This is a genomic window from Roseiconus nitratireducens, from assembly GCF_008629675.1.
GTDB lineage: Bacteria > Planctomycetota > Planctomycetia > Pirellulales > Pirellulaceae > Stieleria > Stieleria nitratireducens.
This window is the reverse complement of the sequence record NZ_VWOX01000001.1, coordinates 676,194-692,808: the sequence shown is the minus strand read 5'-3', so window position 1 is coordinate 692,808 and position 16,615 is coordinate 676,194. Positions and strand designations below refer to the sequence as shown.

Annotated in this window: 12 protein-coding genes; 6 read left to right on the top strand and 6 right to left on the bottom strand. The window is 60.7% G+C overall.

The window, feature by feature from the left end; all coding sequences use genetic code 11:
- Positions 1-357: 357 nt before the first annotated feature.
- The 3 genes from pheT (at position 358) to FYK55_RS02230 (ending at position 4,774) form a co-directional block, all read left to right on the top strand.
- On the top strand, positions 358-2,436 hold the full coding sequence (gene pheT, locus FYK55_RS02240; RefSeq protein ID WP_150074395.1) for a phenylalanine--tRNA ligase subunit beta: 2,079 nt from the start codon (positions 358-360) through the stop codon (positions 2,434-2,436).
- A 158-nt stretch (positions 2,437-2,594) separates the two neighbouring features.
- Positions 2,595-3,623, top strand: a complete 1,029-nt coding sequence (locus FYK55_RS02235) for a DUF4272 domain-containing protein (RefSeq protein ID WP_150074393.1) — start codon at positions 2,595-2,597, stop codon at positions 3,621-3,623.
- A gap of 221 nt (positions 3,624-3,844) precedes the next feature.
- The gene (locus FYK55_RS02230) at positions 3,845-4,774 is read left to right on the top strand and encodes a CDP-alcohol phosphatidyltransferase family protein (RefSeq protein ID WP_150074391.1); all 930 of its coding nucleotides are present in this window, start codon (positions 3,845-3,847) and stop codon (positions 4,772-4,774) included.
- 69 nt (positions 4,775-4,843) lie between these two features.
- Here FYK55_RS02230 and FYK55_RS02225 read toward each other — a convergent pair whose 3' ends face one another.
- From FYK55_RS02225 to FYK55_RS02205, 5 genes are read right to left on the bottom strand one after another with little or no spacing between them, the layout of a single operon-like run.
- Entirely contained in the window at positions 4,844-5,329 is a 486-nt protein-coding gene (locus tag FYK55_RS02225; RefSeq protein WP_150074389.1) for a putative molybdenum carrier protein, read from the bottom strand.
- The gene (locus tag FYK55_RS02220; protein WP_150074387.1) at positions 5,322-6,122 is read right to left on the bottom strand and encodes an RluA family pseudouridine synthase; all 801 of its coding nucleotides are present in this window, start codon (positions 6,120-6,122) and stop codon (positions 5,322-5,324) included. Before FYK55_RS02220 ends, FYK55_RS02225 begins: the two co-directional genes overlap by 8 nt.
- Entirely contained in the window at positions 6,119-7,408 is a 1,290-nt protein-coding gene (locus tag FYK55_RS02215) for a competence/damage-inducible protein A (RefSeq protein ID WP_235908357.1), read from the bottom strand. The genes FYK55_RS02220 and FYK55_RS02215 overlap by 4 nt, the downstream gene beginning before the upstream one ends.
- 9 nt (positions 7,409-7,417) lie before the next feature.
- The gene (locus tag FYK55_RS02210) at positions 7,418-7,951 is read right to left on the bottom strand and encodes a DUF6702 family protein (RefSeq protein WP_150074385.1); all 534 of its coding nucleotides are present in this window, start codon (positions 7,949-7,951) and stop codon (positions 7,418-7,420) included.
- 11 nt (positions 7,952-7,962) lie between these two features.
- Positions 7,963-10,383 carry a M1 family metallopeptidase gene (locus FYK55_RS02205; RefSeq protein WP_390621700.1) on the bottom strand — a complete coding sequence of 807 codons (2,421 nt, stop codon included), beginning with the start codon at positions 10,381-10,383 and terminating at the stop codon, positions 7,963-7,965.
- 222 nt (positions 10,384-10,605) lie between these two features.
- On the opposite strand from FYK55_RS02205, the gene eboE reads away from it, so the two are divergent.
- A complete protein-coding gene (eboE, locus tag FYK55_RS02200) occupies positions 10,606-11,796 on the top strand; it encodes a metabolite traffic protein EboE (protein WP_235908356.1) in 1,191 nt (396 codons plus the stop codon).
- A 146-nt stretch (positions 11,797-11,942) separates the two neighbouring features.
- Here eboE and FYK55_RS02195 read toward each other — a convergent pair whose 3' ends face one another.
- Complete coding sequence (locus tag FYK55_RS02195; RefSeq protein WP_150074381.1) at positions 11,943-13,223, bottom strand: 6-phosphofructokinase; 1,281 nt, start codon at positions 13,221-13,223, stop codon at positions 11,943-11,945.
- Positions 13,224-13,678: 455 nt separating this feature from the next.
- Here FYK55_RS02195 and FYK55_RS02190 point away from each other — a divergent pair, with 455 nt between their 5' ends.
- Together FYK55_RS02190 and FYK55_RS02185 are read left to right on the top strand one after the other, a co-directional pair.
- Positions 13,679-14,377, top strand: coding sequence for a hypothetical protein (locus tag FYK55_RS02190; protein ID WP_150074379.1), 699 nt, complete (start codon positions 13,679-13,681; stop codon positions 14,375-14,377).
- 250 nt (positions 14,378-14,627) lie between these two features.
- The gene (locus FYK55_RS02185) at positions 14,628-16,514 is read left to right on the top strand and encodes an alkaline phosphatase D family protein (protein ID WP_150074377.1); all 1,887 of its coding nucleotides are present in this window, start codon (positions 14,628-14,630) and stop codon (positions 16,512-16,514) included.
- Positions 16,515-16,615: the final 101 nt, after the last annotated feature.

Below are 16,615 nucleotides of genomic sequence, written 5' to 3'. Positions count from 1 at the left end.
TCGGATTCCTTCGGTAAACCGTGACGATCGGAAAGGGCGGGTCAACATGGCCCAATTCACGGCATGTATCACGCGCCCCGTAAAGCATGCGGTCCCGTCTTCCAAAACCCTTTCACCCTCCCGCTTGCGGGAGGGTCGGAGGCGAGGAACGAGGCTCCGGGGAGGGCAGAATCGGAAATGACTCTGAAGCAAGACTCAGTGACAACCCTCCCCGCGTCGTCGCAAGCTCCTCCGCGACCCTCCCGCAAGCGGGAGGGTGAAAGCGGAAATTTGAACCCATGTGTCAGGCAACCCCTGACCGACGATCCCATCGACGGGCCCACCGATTCAAACCGGATCCATCACTAGGAACATCGAATGCTTGTCTCTTGGAATTGGCTCTCACGCTATGTCGACCTTTCGATGGATCGCGAAGAGCTGGAACAACGACTCAGCCTGAGTGGCTTGAATCACGAGGGCACCGAAACGTCGGACCAGAATCCCTCCCTGGCACCGGGCGATGTGTGCATCGACCTGGAAGTCACCAGCAACCGCGGCGACTGTTTGGGGCACATCGGCGTCGCCCGGGAAATCGCGGTGCTGTACGACCAGACGCTCAAAACGCCGACACCCCAACTGCGTCCCGGAACGACAACCGCCCAGTCGTTGCTGTCGGTGGAGAATCGATTCCCGGAAGCCTGTCCGCGATACACGGCGCGGGTGATCCAGGGCGTCACGATCGGTCCCAGCCCGGATTGGATGATCGAGGCTTTGCAGGCCGTGTTCTGGAAGCGTCGCCGCGACGGCAAGATTGAACCCTACCAGCCGATCAACAACGTCGTCGACGCAACCAACTATGTGCTGATGGAATGCGGCCAGCCGCTGCACGCGTTTGACTTGGCCAAAGTCGAAGGACAACAAATCATCGTGCGGCCAGCCGAGGCCGAAGAAATCATCACCGCCATCGACCACCGCCAATACGAACTGGATCGGTCGATGTGCGTGATCGCCGATGCTAAGCGTGCCCAGGCGGTCGCCGGAGTCATGGGCGGGGCGGACAGCGAGGTGACCGATTCGACCCGCGACGTGGTGATCGAATCCGCCATCTTCACGCCGTTGTCGGTTCGCCGCACCGCCCGTGCTCTGAAGCTGCACAGCCCCTCGTCCTACCGATTCGAAAGACGCGTCGATCCGGTGGGAATCGACTGGGCCAGCCAACGGGTCTGTGAGTTGATCGTCGAATCCGCTGGCGGGACCGTGGCCGAGGGCGTTTTGGACACCGCCCCGGAAATCGAGCGTCCCGAACCGATCGTGTTGCGGCTCTCGCAATTGGAACGGATCCTGGGGATTTCGATTTCGCCTCAAGAGGTCGACAGAATCCTGACGGCATTGGGTTGTGAAAGCGACGGCAAGATCAAGGCCGGCAGCGGGAGTTTTGTCGCCCCCTCCTGGCGACACGATCTGACACGGGAGGCCGATTTGGTGGAGGAAGTCGCACGCGTTCACGGGTACGACCAGATTCCCGAAGACAGCCCGATCCCGGTCACCCCCAGCAGCAAACGAACTTTCGACACCGCGACGGAAAAAGTGCGCGGCGTGTTGACCGCCGCGGGCCTGAGCGAAGCGATGACGCCCAGCGTGGTGACCAAGAAATTGGACGCGTCGTTGTCGCCATGGACCGATCGGCCGGCCCTGAGCACGCAAACCGCGATGCTCAAGGGCGCCAAAAAACTGCGTCGCACCCTGCTCCCCAGCCTGATCCAGGCCCGCGCGGACAACTGGGCCGCGGCTTCCATCGAAGCCAACCTGTTCGAACTGGCGCACCTGTACCTTCCGGGTAAAACCGCAGAGGATTTGCCGGAAGAACTGTACGCGGTCGGCATGGTCACCGGGGCCGACTTTTTCGCGGTCAAGGGCATGGTCGAATCGCTTTGCCGATCACTGGGTACCGCCGCGGCGTTGACCGTCAAGCAAACGGACGCCGACGGATTCGTTGCCGGCCAGTTGGTCCAACTGTCGCTGGGCGATGCCCGGCTGGGATACCTGGGTGTGGTTTCCCCCAAGACGTTGAAGCAATGGAAGCTGCCCAGCCCCGTCGTCGTGGCCGAGCTATCACTTCCGCAATTGCTTTCCGATGCCCAATTGGTTCCACAGCAAACCATCGTCAGCACGTTCCCGACCGTGCAACGCGACCTGAACTTTATCGTTGCCGAATCGGTGCGTTGGAACGAACTGGAGAGTGTGGTTCGGTCGGCAGTCGGTGATCGGTTGAAAGAGGTGACGTACCTGGAAACGTATCGTGACCCCGACAAGGATGGCCAAGACCGCAAACGCGTTTTGCTGTCGGTTCAATTGCAACGCGATGATGCCACCCTGAGCGGCGAAGAGGCCGACAGCCTGGTGCAAAACGTGATCGGGGATTGCAAACGCAAGCTGAACGCCGAATTGCTCGGATGAAAACCGACGCGCGAGGTCGCCTGAAGGCTCCACACCAACACTCCCAGTCGCCTAAAGGCTCCACACCAACACTCCCAGTCGCCTGAAGGCTCCACACCAGCGCGGTGGACGACGCGCTGGTGTGGAGCCTTTAGGCGACCTCATCTGGTAGGTAAGTCATGCCTGTTGAAATCTTTGCCTACTGCACCCATCGGCAACCGCCGCCGATCGAGTTCCCCCACGAACCGGTGTTCATCCGTGACGATGCGACGCCGGGGTTTTCCGATCACCTGATCAAGTTGGTGACGGACTTGTTTGAATCCGCGGGGGAATCGATTTCTCCGGCACTGTACGCGCTGTGCCGACACGTCCAGCGAACCAACGTGCTGGTGGCATTCAAGGTCGACGGAGAGCATCTGGAAGCGATTGCCCCCTGGGCCTGGGACAGCAACGCGATCTTGTTCTTGCCCGACCGCAGCATCCGCGACCCCAACGGTGCCAAGCTTTACGACCCCGACTCGCAGGGCCCGGATCCGGACGCGCAGATTCCATTCCTGCCCGACGCCCGACAGCGAAAAGCACAATCGGAACTGCAGCTACGCAATCGTCTGATCAATACTCCGGAGACATTGCCGCCGGTCGTCAGCGAGTTGGAAGTCACAATGCGTCCGCCCGATGAAGTCGCCTGGCGGATGCTCGCGTTGTTCATTGTGGCGGTCCGCGCCGAATCCCTGGCCAGTGGCAAACCGATTCCCACCGAGGCGCTGCGAGAGAAATCACCGCTGGCTTTTCAAGGGCTGTCACCCTGGGAGCAACAGTTCCTGCAAAGCGAGTCACCGGATTCCCAGGACGTCGTCGCAGCCGGCTGGCGCTACGAAGCCTTGGCGGCGTTGCAATGGGCTTGCCAGTTGCAACCGACCCTGCCCTTTCCGGACGCCATCTGCGACGTCCCGGAAACGGCACGGCGGATGATCGCGCAAAGCGAACGCGAATTGATCGAGTCCATCCAACTTCGCCCGACCGACCAGATACTGGACGGGTTGGATTTGAATTTCCGCCTGCTGTGGGCGGCCCGCGAAGCGATCCAAAAGCAACAAACGCCTCCGGCGGGCTTGGAGGGGGGCGTGATCACGGAACGGCAACACGCCTTGAATTGGCTGACCTGTTTCGAACACGCGGACTGGGACGACGTCGACATCCCGTCATGACGCCGGGCAGCGGTAAGCAACCATTCGCAGAATTCCGCCGATTCCCGCACCACCAAGCACCTGATACGGGCACCAATGCCTTGTCCGAGCTAGGTTTTGCAAGAGAATGTCTCGCGACGCTCGCCACGGCGTGGACCGCCGGCCAAGTTTCCGCCGGCCGGGCGTCTGCTACAGTGGGATGGGCGGACCCGGCTGTTCATCGATCCCCATAGAACCCTCTGATGAGTGAACTGAAACGACGCTTGTTTTCCGAAGAAGAACCCACCTGGAAGGACGGCGAGACGATCGAGGATGAAGGTCGGAACGTTGCCCAGTCGGGTCGGGAACGTCGTCATCACAAGCGGAAGCGACGTCGAAAACTGATGCTGGCCGTGTTGCCCACCATGCTGACGCTCGGCAACGGGATGTGTGGTTTGGGCGCCATTGCGGTAGCGGTCAGCGGTGCGGAATTGGGATGGCCGCTGGAGCAGAAACTGTTCACGTCGGGGATGCTGATTTTTGGTGGCATGCTGTTCGATGCCCTGGACGGATCGGCGGCCCGGATGGCAGGTCAAGAAACGCAGTTTGGAGCGGAATTGGACAGCCTGTGCGACGCCGTAACCTTTGGAACCGCTCCGGCAGTCATCATCTGGCGAATCAGCGATGCGATGCCCCAACGATTCCTGTGGGCGGTGGGCGTGCTGTTCACGCTGTGTGTGTTGATCCGGTTGGCCCGGTTCAATGTGGAAACCGACGAGGAAGATTCGCACGAAACGTTCGAAGGGCTGCCCAGCCCCGCGGCGGCCGGCACGTTGGCGGCCCTGGCGATCGCCATGCCCGATCTGAAAGCCATCGCCAGCGACCCGGTGTATCCGGCCAACGTTCAGTGGCTGGCGGATCGGGTGCTGGTCGGTTCGCACTACTTCATTCCGGCACTGGCCGGGGTGTTGGCGTACCTGATGGTTTCCCGCGTTCAGTACCCACACCTGGTGTCCCAATGGATTCGAGGTCGCCGATCCCCGCATCAGATCGGCCAGGCGCTGTTTGCCGTCGGCGGCGTGTTTCTGTTGCACTGGCTGGCGCTGCCGATCGCGTTCTGCTATTACGCCTTCGCCGCACCGATCCGATCGCTGCTGCGTCCCGCCAGCGAGATGGCCAAGGCCAAACCGTAGTGGGAAACGGGTCGGCTGTCACAACAGACGCGACTCCGGCCGTGTGGCCCATGCCATATGAGTCCCACGTCATGGAGACGTTGGCGGGGCCAATGCCTGCAGCAAGAATTCCAGTGACCGCTGCTGGATGCCGGGCGACGTGCTCTCACGGGGGCCCGCCACGTTCAACGTCGCCGGCCGCATCTGATCGATCCACGCCCGAAGTTCGGCGGGGTGGGCCGCTTCCAGCTTCAAACACAACAGCGGTTTCTGCCACCGCGATGCCAATCGGCGGGTCAGCAAGCTGCCTCCCTTCAATCGGCTCTCGTACAGAATCAGCGTCGCATCGCTGTCGATCACGTTCTGTTCGGTCCGAACGGGGTAGTCCGCCGAATCCGTTTCGACCAGGTCGTAGCGGCTGGGAATTGAACCGTCTTCCGACAGACGGCCTTTGGGACACCAGCCCCCGTGTTCGATGCCCACCGCGATGGCGGCCTCCAGGCCCGCACGATCGACACCGGTCTGTCCGCCGGAAACGATGCGACGTGGAAGGAAACGTGGCGTCGGTTCAGTCATCAACGGTCGATCGATCCGGCAATTCATCGTCGGGTGGTGACCAATCCAGTTCGTGACGAACCCGCGACTGGATGGTGGACTCCGGCGGCAGCGCCCCAAAGCTGCGTTGCCAATCAGCCGGTACCGGCGAGAGCAACCGCACCGGAACCGCCTGGGTCGGATGCGTTATTAAAAGCTGCCAGCTGTGCAAGGCAACCCCCGGAGCGAATTCAGACCGTGCTCCGTACTTTCGATCGCCCAGAATCGGATGGCCACGGTCGGCGAACTGCAACCGGATCTGGTGCTTGCGACCGGTCAGCAGCCGGACGGCGACCAAGGTCACTGTGTTGCGACTGTCAATCACACAGTATCGCAGTCGGGCCGGCTTGGATTCCCGACGGTGTTCTCCGTGGTCGACGCGCATCCGGTGCGCCGCGTCGTCTTTGAAAACGGCATCTTCCAATCGCCCGGAGTCCGACCAGGCGGGATCGCGTCGCAGATCGCCTTCGACCAACGCCAGATAAAGCTTGGCCGCCGGGGCACTGGCCTTCTTGCTTTTCCCCGGGCCGCCAAACTGGATTCCCAATCGAGACGCCGCCTTGCTGGTCCGCGCCAGCACCAGCACGCCGGTCGACATTGCGTCCAGACGGTGCACCACGCCGACAAACACGTTTCCGGGCTTGTGGTACCGACGCTTCAGGTAGTCGGCGGCCCAGGCATGCACCGACGAACTGCCGGGACGAGCACCCATCGTGGCCATTCCGGCCGGCTTGTCGACGACCAACAGATGGTTGTCCTCGTACAACACCTTCATGGTGTCGTGGCGGCGGCAGAGTCGGCGGTCGATGATTCGCGTGCCAAGACGGTACGGAACCAGGCCAAAGCCGCCTTGCCGATGCGGGCGTGCACGATTGCCGGATGCCCTCCCAGCCGGCTGGTGGTGCTGAACGTTCTTCCGTCGGGACCCACCACCACAAATCGGACCTCGGCGGCCGGCAAAGGTTCCTCGGCTTCAACTTCCAACGAGGGATACGCGTCGACCACCAGCAACCAATCCGCTCCCGTCTTCTCCAGCAGCGTCTGCGTTGCGGACGGGACCGCGACAGCAAACACGGCCGCCAACTCGGGCAGATCGGCAAAACAAAATCCGCCACGATAGGTGGCCGTCTTACCCAGGGATGCAAACCAGCCGGCAAGTTTTGCCGCGTTGCCCAGTTCCAGACTGACCAGGCTTTGCCCGCGCCGATCCAACTCGCGTCGAACCGCGTGGTACTGCTCGAAATCCTCGCCGTCGCCAAAGTGCAATTCGCCGACCCGATCCAGGATTTCCTGACGGGTCCCTCGGATCAGTTCCCGGCATTGCTCAGGTGAATCCGCCATGGCCGTGATTCGCAAGGAGATGGTGGCGGAACTGACCGTGATGCCGACTCGGGGAATCCGGTCTCGGGAAATCATCTCCCCCAGCCGATGCTCCATGTCGCTTTCACCGATCCCGAAGAACTTCATCACCAGGTGCTCGATGTGGCTGCGACGACCGACCGATTCCAGAATCCGCGGCGCGACGGTCTGGTCAAACATCCGCTTCATCTCGGCCGGGACGCCGGGCAGCGCGAACACGCGACTGGGGCGTTTCCCTTGGCGGTCAAAAGCGACATCGACACCTGGCGCGGTGCCCTGGGGATTGAAGATTTCCTGGCTGCCGACGGGGAACATCGCTTGCACCTCATTACGAGAGGGCATTTCGCGATTGCGTTTGGAGAACAGGGACGTGATGTGATCGAGCGCGGACTGGCGGAGTTCCAGCGGTTGGCCGACGACCGCCGCCAGTGCCTGGCGCGTCAAGTCGTCGCGTGTCGGTCCCAGGCCGCCCGTGGCCACGACAAAATCCACTCGCTCGGCCGCGGTGCGAAACACATCGATGTTGTGCTGCAGCGTATCGCCCACGGTGCTGTGGAACTGGACGTCGATTCCCAGATCACCGAGCCGCTGGCTGAGCCATTGGGCATTCGTGTCCAGCCTGGCACCGCTGGTCATTTCATCGCCAATCGAGACAACTTCGGCGGTCAGGTTGGTCACTGCCATCGGCTGGGACACGGCCATCGGCTGTCTCTAGGGAGCCACGGGGAACGTCAATGCTTGCTTCGGACGCTGCTCCGTCAAGACCACGGCTTTGGGAGCGGCCCCGCCCGGCAGCTTGTTCAGGATTTGAATTCGGTGGGTATAGTCGGAGTGCCGGTCAAAGAGCAACCGGGTCTGAATTGATTTTGGAGCTTCATCGGTCTGCTTTGCCGTTTCGAAAAACCACCAGACATGGGCTCCGTCCTCCTTGCGACCAATCCAACGATACGGCCGACCGGAAAGTTGTTTCTTCGAATCGCCTTCGCTGACCGGATCCAGCAGAAACTGTTTTTCCAGCAGCGGCACGTGCCAATCCTGCTCAGTCTCCTTGTCGGCACCCGCGGTGCGATACCGGTGCTCGATCCATTGCTCATCCAGACGATCCAGACGCAGCGCGATCTCCACTCGCCCGCGCTGCGGATCCCATTCCATCTCGCACACCGTTTCGTGCACCGGATGCATCAACAACAGGGCGGCCAAGTAAGTGCACACCGTCGACGCCGTCGAGAAACCGTGAACCATCATCGCCGCTCCCATCACTCGACCGGTTCGACCTTGTCGTCGTCATCCGACTTCTTTTCTTCGGCGCCGTTTTCCTTGTCGGCTTGCTTTTCGTCTTGGGCCGCCTTCTGCATCGCGTTCTTTTTCTTCTCGTCCTTGAACAGCTTGAAACGGCTGGGGACCAACTTCTCCGGCCAGTGATTGTTGCTTTCGTCGGTGTCCGCCGTTTGCCGGCGGGGATCAAGCTCCAGGCGGACGATTTCCTTGTCGGTCACAATCAGCTTGCCGACCTGCTTGCTGTTGTGCCGCCAGATTTGCGCCGGGAACTGCATCATCTCGCTGGTGCTGTCGGCGTAATGGACTCGCAGCACGATCGGCATCACCAAACCGCCGACGTTGCGAAAGTCGACCACGTAAAAGTTCGTGGTGCGGCGGAGCAGTGCCCGTTCGTCGCTGGTCAATCCGTCCAAAAACTTTTGGAAGGATTTGCGATCTTCTTCCTCGACTTTCAATTCGTCGTATTCGGGGCTGTTGTAAAAATCTTTCAAACCCGGCTGCCAATCGATGCGTCGCTTCAGCCCCTCGTTGCGGGTCTCGCTGAGCGTCGGTTCTCGGCGGTCTTTCTCCTGTCGCTCCCGTTCCGCTTTCTCGTCGGGATCACCGGAATCGATTTGATACAGTTCGACGTCATCAATCGCGATGTCCACGTGTTCGGTTCCGTAAAACCACCCCCGCCAGAACCAGTCCAAATCGATCGCGGAGGCATCCTCCATCGTGCGAAAGAAATCGCTGGGAGTCGGTCGTTTGAACTTCCAACGACGGGCGTATTCGCGGAAGGCGAAGTCGAACAGCTCTCTTCCCAAAATGGTTTCACGAAGGATGTTCAGCGCGGTTGCCGGTTTTCCGTAAGCGTTGTTACCGAACTGCAAGATCTCTTCACTGCCCGTCATGATCGGCCGCTGGTTGCCGCCACGCATGTAGGCGACGATTTTTTCGGGGTCCCCGCGACGCGACGGATACCCCTCCTCCCATTCCTGCTCGGCCAGGTACTGCAGGAACGTGTTCAGGCCTTCGTCCATCCACGTCCACTGGCGTTCGTCGCTGTTGACGATCATCGGGAAAAAATTGTGACCGACCTCGTGGATGACCACGGAGATCAGCCCGTATTTGGTGGCTTTGCTGTAGGTGCCATCATCTTCCGGTCGCGGCCCGTTGAAACAAATCATCGGGTACTCCATCCCGTAGACCGGGCCGTTCACGCTGATGGCAACTTCGTAGGGATACTCGAACGAATACCGTCCGTAGACATCCAACGTGTGGGCGATCGCTTCGGTCGAATACTTGCTCCACAGTGGCTCGGCTTCGTTGGGATAAAAGGACATCGCCATCACGGTGTCGGATCCGACTTCGGTCCCCATCGCATCCCAGATGAATTTGCGGCTGGCCGCGAACGCAAAGTCACGAACGTTCTTGGCGTCGAAGGTCCACGTCTTGGTCGTCTCGGTCCGGACACTTTCGTTGGCCTTCGCCTCTTCCGGCGTGACCACGAAGACGGGCTTGTCCGCGGTCTTCGCACGCTCCAGACGCTCACGCCACTGGGGCGTCAGCACCTCTTCGGAATTTGTCAGCGTCCCGGTTGCGGTGACGACCATCTCCGATGGTGCCGTGATGCGGACGCGATAGTCGCCGAGTTCCAGCGTGAATTCGCCGCGTCCCAAAAACGGCTTGTTCTGCCATCCGCCGAAATCGGTGTAGGAGGCAACGCGCGGAAACCACTGGGCGATTTCATAGATGTGATTCTTGTCCTCTTCGAAGAACTCGTATCCGGAACGCGCCCGAATCGTTTTGCCGTTGACGATGTTGTACGAGTAGTCGATGACGAACTGAGTCCCCGTCTCCGGTGCCAACGGCTCGGGCAAGTCGATCCGCATCATGGTGCCGGCGATCTTATGCGGCAGCGGCTTGCCCTGCGCGTCGGTGACGGATTTGATTCGGTAACCGCCGTCAAAGCTACGCCGGGCCAGAATCGACTTCATGTGCGAAAACGAAATCCTGGGCTGCAGCGAGGGGGCCGTCTCGGTCAGGGCATCGTCCGCATCGCTGCGAAACCGGTTCTGATCCAGCTGGACCCAAACGTAGGACAGCGTGTGGGGGGATTGGTTGTGGTAGTCGATCCGCGCCGACCCGATGATCCGCTGCGTCTGATCGTCCAGCGTCACGTCGATCTCGTAGTCGGCTCGCTGCTGCCAATAGGCTGGACCGGGCGCTCCCGAAGCGATGCGTTGGTCGCCGGGGGTCGGCCACCAGGGGTCCAATTGGGCAAACTTGTCGGACGGATCCTGGTGCTTGCGGTTGGGGGCTTCGGGCGATTGAGCGGTCGCCAGCGGCATCCAGCAGCAGGAACAAAACGAGACGCAGATCGCCGCCAGCAGCGGACGGGTGCAATTCAAAATCACGGCAAGGCGGGGTTTGGCGGCGGGTGTCAAACACGAAAACGCTGGCAATTCTAGTCTGCCAAAGCCGAAGCCGCACATGGCTCGGACAAAATTGCACACCCGACGAATGCCCCGGCCCGATCCGCACGCCGGCGGGCCGCGTCGCGGTTGGGGGCCGGCAGACGGTGCGGTATGGTAGGGAGACGCCCCGGTCACCGTTTCCCCCCAGCCCCTGCAGCTACCTTGGTTTCTTCGACCCCCTCCACCACCTTCGAAATCGGCTATTGCACCAACGTGCACGCCGGAACGGATCTGCCGGCGATTCGCAACAATTTGAGCCGCTACGCGGTGGCCGTCCGCCAGAAACTGGACACCCAGCGTTTGGGAGTCGGACTTTGGATTCCCGATCAAGCCTCACGAGAACTGATCGACGGCGGGCTGGCGGAGTTCCGAGAATTCCTGCAAACGAATCAGCTGACCGCGTTCACGATCAACGGATTCCCGTTCGCCAACTTTCATGGCGAAAGTGTCAAGCAACGGGTCTACCTACCCACCTGGCAATCGCGGGAACGACTGGAGTACACCGAGCGTCTGGCGACGATTCTGGCGGGGCTGCTTGATGAAGACCAATCCGTGGGATCGATCAGCACCCTGCCGATCGGCTGGCCGGAAAACCCGTTCACGGCCGCATCCGGCGACCGGGGAAACCGCGAACAGTCGGGCGAACACTTTCGCCAACTCGTCAAGTCGCTGCAACAGATCGAGCAAGACACCGGCAAACGCATTGTGGTGGCAATCGAACCCGAGCCCGGATGCCTGCTGGACACCGTCGAGGACATTGTCGAATTCTTCGACGCGGAACTGCCCGAGGCGGCACACCGCCGTTACCTGACCGTCTGCCACGACATCTGCCATAGCGTGGTAATGAATGAACCGCAGCGGGAGGTGATCGAGCGTTACGGACAAGCCGGGATTGGTATCGGGAAGGTTCAAGTCAGCAGCGCCATCGTGGCCGATTGGAGCGAGATTCCTGAAGAGCGGTACGCGGACGCGCTGACGCAATTGGGCGAGTTCGCTGAAGACCGTTACCTGCACCAAACCGGTCAGCTGGATGCGTCCGGGACCTTCCGGCTGGCGAATGACCTGCCCGAGCTGCTACGTGAGACAACACCGGAGCAGTTGGAATCGGCCCGGCAGTGGATGATTCACTTCCACGTCCCGATCTTTCTGGAAAGCCTTGGATACCTCTCGACCAGCCGCAACGACGTCTTGGAATGCCTGGAAGCCGTTCGCTCGGCGGACGCCCAGCTCGAATTCACCGGTCACCTGGAAGTCGAAACGTATGCCTGGACCGTCTTGCCCGAGTCGATGCGTCAACGCGGTCTGGCCGACGACATTGCCTCCGAACTGCAGTGGCTGACCGAGCAGTTGTAGCGAGCAGTTGTAGCGAGCTTTGGGTTTGATCCGCTGAGCAATGCGCGGATCCAGAACAACCCGCGGACCTTGCGTCGTTTTTGCCGCGTTGTGGCCGGCGTGGCGCCAGACCATGGAACCCTCCGCCTGGCGGCTCCGGTCAGGCGTCAGCTGTCGGTGCAGGTTTCCAGGAAGCGGGCCAGCCGGTGGAAATCACTGTTGGGCTCGATGAACCGCACCTTGGTCACCAGGGTCTGGGGATCGACCAGCTTTTCAAACGGGACGTAGTGCAAATCGAGCTGTCCGGAGACGGACACCATCACTCCGTTGAGTTTTTCTTCAACCAGGGCGCGATACGCCCCAACGCCCAATTGCGAGCCGAGCATCACGTCGTAGGCGTGCGGCGGAGCACAACGAGACTCGTATCCGAGCTGCAATCCGTTGACCTTCCGGGACTTTCCGGTCCGTGCGGCGTAAGCGTCCTTCAGCAGACCGCTCAGCAACGACGACAGGTTGATCGCGGAGATGTTGATGTGCCCGTGATCGTCCCGTGAGACACCTTCCAGATACTTCATCGGCAAGAACTCGGCCAAACCTTCGGCGACCACAATCGTGCCGTACTCACGTCCCTCGCGGTCGCGCGCCACCATCATGTCGACCATCTTGTCGATGACCTTCTCCAGCTTCATGATCTTGCGGTTCTTCCCGGTCTCCGGATCAACTTCTTCCCCCGCCAGATCACCGGCGATGTCTTCAACGCTCATCACCAAACTGGCTTCGCCGGCGATCGCCGCACCGTAGGCCAACCATCCGGCCGAACGCCCCATTGCCTCGCACAGGAAGTACGCTCTGCCGGCCGCCGCATCATAGTTCAGGTTGCGGATTTCCTCGGCCAGCGTTTCCACGGCGGTGAAGAAACCGAAAGTGAAATCGATTCCGCTGTAGTCGTTGTCGATGGTCTTGGGCAGGTGCACGACCGGGAAACGCCGGGCGTCACCGGGCAGGTTGTCCTGAAACATCTTCAGCTTGTTGGCCGTCTTGAGCGTGTCGTCGCCGCCGATCGAGATCAACGCATCGATCTCCAGCGAACACAGCCCCTCGTACACGCGGCGCAGCGGCGCGACCAGTTCCGGATCCTTCAAGTGCTCCGGGCTGCTGACGTGCTTGCCGGGGTTGGTCCGCGCCGTCCCGATCATGATCCCGCGGCTGCTGCGGGCGTTGGTCAGACAATCGTGGGTGAAACGGATGTAATCGTTGCCTTCTTGCAGCGGACCGGCGGCGGTGTAATCCGCCAGGCGACTGTAGCCGTGCTTGATCCCGAAAACCTGGGATCCCTCCTCCAGGAACGAAAAAGCCGCGGTCGAAATCACGGCATTGGCGGCCGGCGCGGGGCCACCGGCAAACAGGATGGCAACTCGTTTGATATCCAAGGAATGATGGTCTGGCATGTCAGTGGGGTTCTCGATGGAGGAGGGATTTTTGCGCGGGCTTGATCCTTCAAAGCCGCATTTGACCCGCGATGACAAATTCGGACGTCAGCGATCACGGTCAAGCTTCGAATCGGTGTTGACGCGACGGGCACCGGTCGAAAGGAAGATTCTAGGGAAGCGGCGCCGCCCGCCAAGCGGTTGCCGCGTTTCGGCGGCCCCCGACGCGACAAAGGTGGCGTTTGGGCGGAAAAAACAGCCCTGTTTCCCCCTTTTGCGCAGCATCCAACGGTTTCTGCCGCGGCAAATTGACATTGCAGCCCCCGTCGCTATGGCAACGCAATCGAAAAACTTGCAGTCCGGCAGCGGATCAATCAAGATCTGCAGCAGCACCGCAGGAACCATCGCGGGTGCAGGATGTACCGGGGCCTCGATGGGTACACATTTCCTTCCACGGCTGGCATGTTTCCGAACCGATGACCTGGCATACTCCCACCGGCGATCGATGCCTTGTTGGCGAAGAAGCAGAGCTGATTCGTGATTCACTGGCGACGATGGTTCAGGAACTGGCCAGCTGTCGTGAGACCGATGAACCGCCTTGGGAGTACGGCGTCACCCTGTTTGACGAATTGACCTGGCAGCAGCAATTGGCCGTGCTGGATCTGTTGGCCAAGAACCTGCTTTGCCCCACCGAGGACACGTTGGAACTCAGTGGCGTCAACGAAGCCGCCGTCGCAGCGGTGTATCAGAATGTTGCTCAGCAGATCGAACTGGAAATCGAACTGCACCCGGTGGCGCCCTCCGAGTTCCGGTGCCGCTGGCGTCAGGCCGCACTGGACGCCTACTACGAAAACGAAGACGACGAAATCGTCCGTCAAGAAGCATTGATTCAGGACATCGATGAAGCGTCGGCATTTGACATGGACGCCGGCTCCTGTGACGTCGATCGCTGGCGCTGGCTGATCGACCTGCTTGCCGATCGGGTGCTGTGGGACCGCGACTTTGAAATGGTCAATGAGGTCATCGACGCGCCGCCGGAACATGCTGCCGCACTGCGAGCGGCCCTCGGAATCGAAGCCGGATACTACACCGCCATCGCACCGGATCCGAGCGATTGCGAAGTGGATTCATTGTTTGAATCACTGGAACTGCTGACGCGTTCCAAACCTCGCTGAATCATCAACTCGCTGATCGTCAACCTCGCTGACCGCCAACCTCGGGACGGTCGATTCAGCGTGGCGTCCGTCGCTCACGACCACGCTCTGGCGAGCGTGGCTGCTTTAGGGTGGTGCCCTCAGGGTCGCGAGCGCACAGCGGTGCAGCGGATCCCTGTCCGGTGGTGATTCGCCCGATCTGGTAAAGTCCTGGTTGCCTGATGCGGCGCGCAGGCGCCGCTTTCTTCACCTCTCCCAGCCAGTGGTTCTCATGCGTTCGTTTTTTTTGACCGCGGTGTGTGTGTGCTGCAGCCCGTTGGTCGCGCAGACACCGCCGATTCACCACGCCGACGCCCCCGCCGATGCGTCGATCTTTATCAACGACAACCGCGACCCGATTCGCCTGACACATGGGCCGATGCTGGGCCAACCGCAATCGGACTCGATGCGAGTCTGGGCTCGAACCTCGGACCCTGGAGAGTTCCACGTACGTTACGGGCTTGCCGCCGACGACCTGAACCAGGTCAGCCAACCCGGCACGACATTCATCGGGCATGACAACACCGGCACCGTCGACCTGACAGGGCTGGAACCGGACACGCGTTACCACTACCAGGTTTGGGTCAACGGACGTCCGCACGGTTTGCCCGCCAGTTTTCGCACGTTGCCTGATGCGGAGTCGACACGCAATCCGACCCACAACCCCGAAGGCCTGTTCAACTTTCGTTTTCAGATCGGATCTTGCGCCAATCAGAACCCATTGCACGGCAATGGCCATCGCGAACCGACCTATGAAAACCTGAATCGCGATTGGGCGGACAAGGTTCATTTCCACATCATGAATGGAGACTGGCTGTACGAAGAATTGCGTCAGTATCCACCGGAAGCGTGGCGATTGGTGCAAGGTGCCAGCGCGATGCCGCGCGTGGTCGACATCGCGCCGACCATCGTCGGTGTCTGGGAGAACTACAAGCTGTACCTGGACCGCGGCGAATCGCTCGCGCGATGGCACCGCAACGTGCCCAGCTACTTCACCTTCGACGACCATGAACTGGTGAACGACATTTGGGGCTCCGCCGAAATCGGTAAGCGACACCGCAGAACGGTGTTTCGCGACATCGGAACACAAGCCTGGTTCGACTACCTGGGCTGGGCGAATCCCACCGAGTTCGATCATCCGATTCATTTCGGTAAAGCGAGCATGCGGGCCGGCAGTGACCTGCTGCAAGATGCGGAAGCCGATTTCACGAACCTGCCGTTGGACGAAATGACCAACCTGCACGTTCACTGGGGGACCCCGGAAGCCGGCGTCAACGACATGACCTACGACGACGACGCCGGACACAAGAACTCCTACGTGTACGAGATCAAAGAGGTGGTCGATCCGCACACGCTGCGTCTGCACATGCCGGCGAAAGTCAGCGACACCAACATCAGCTATTCGATCGGACGCCGCAGCTACGGCAAGAAACGCGTTGCCAATTGCGAGTTCTTCTTCCTCGATACGCGCGGCGACCGGCAAATGCATGACGTGACGGAGAGGGACAAGCCCGGTGTTTCCATGCTGGGTCGTCCGCAACGTGAGTGGTTGCTCCGCAGCATGCGCGACAGCGACGCCGATTTCTTCTTCGTCGTCTCCACCGTCCCTTTCATGATTCCCCACAGCGGCGCGGGCGGATTCGAAGCCGATGCCGCAAACAAGGAAGAAGCTTGGACCGGCTTTTTTGACGAACGAGAAACCTTGATTCGCGAGTGGGAGAAGATCGGTAAGCGGGTGTTCGTGATGACCGGGGACCTGCACAACAGCTTTGCGATCCGGGTCACCGACAACATTTGGGAGTTCTGCTGCGGACCACACAACAGCGTCAACCACGTTCCCAAGCTGGACGAAAGCGATCGACCGGCCACGGGGAAATTCAAGTTCGGCCCCCGCGAATGTGACATCCGTTGGAGCAGCTACATCCTTCCCGACCTGCCCCGTTTGCAACGCCTGTATCCGTACTACTGCGTGGTCCAGGTCAACAACGTGTTCAACATGCCGCAGGAACTTGGCGGCACACGATGGGTCGCCTACCCGCACCCGCAAGTCGTTTTCCAGTATTACGATGGCCGGACAGGCGAACTGGCGTACGCGGAAAGCATCTCGACGGCACGCTGAGCGTTTGAGTCGCTCACGTGAAAGGTCACGACTGTCCCGATCACGTGAGAGGTCACGACCGCCGTCCGCCGTGACTTGATGGGCGGACCTGCCGGGGGCAT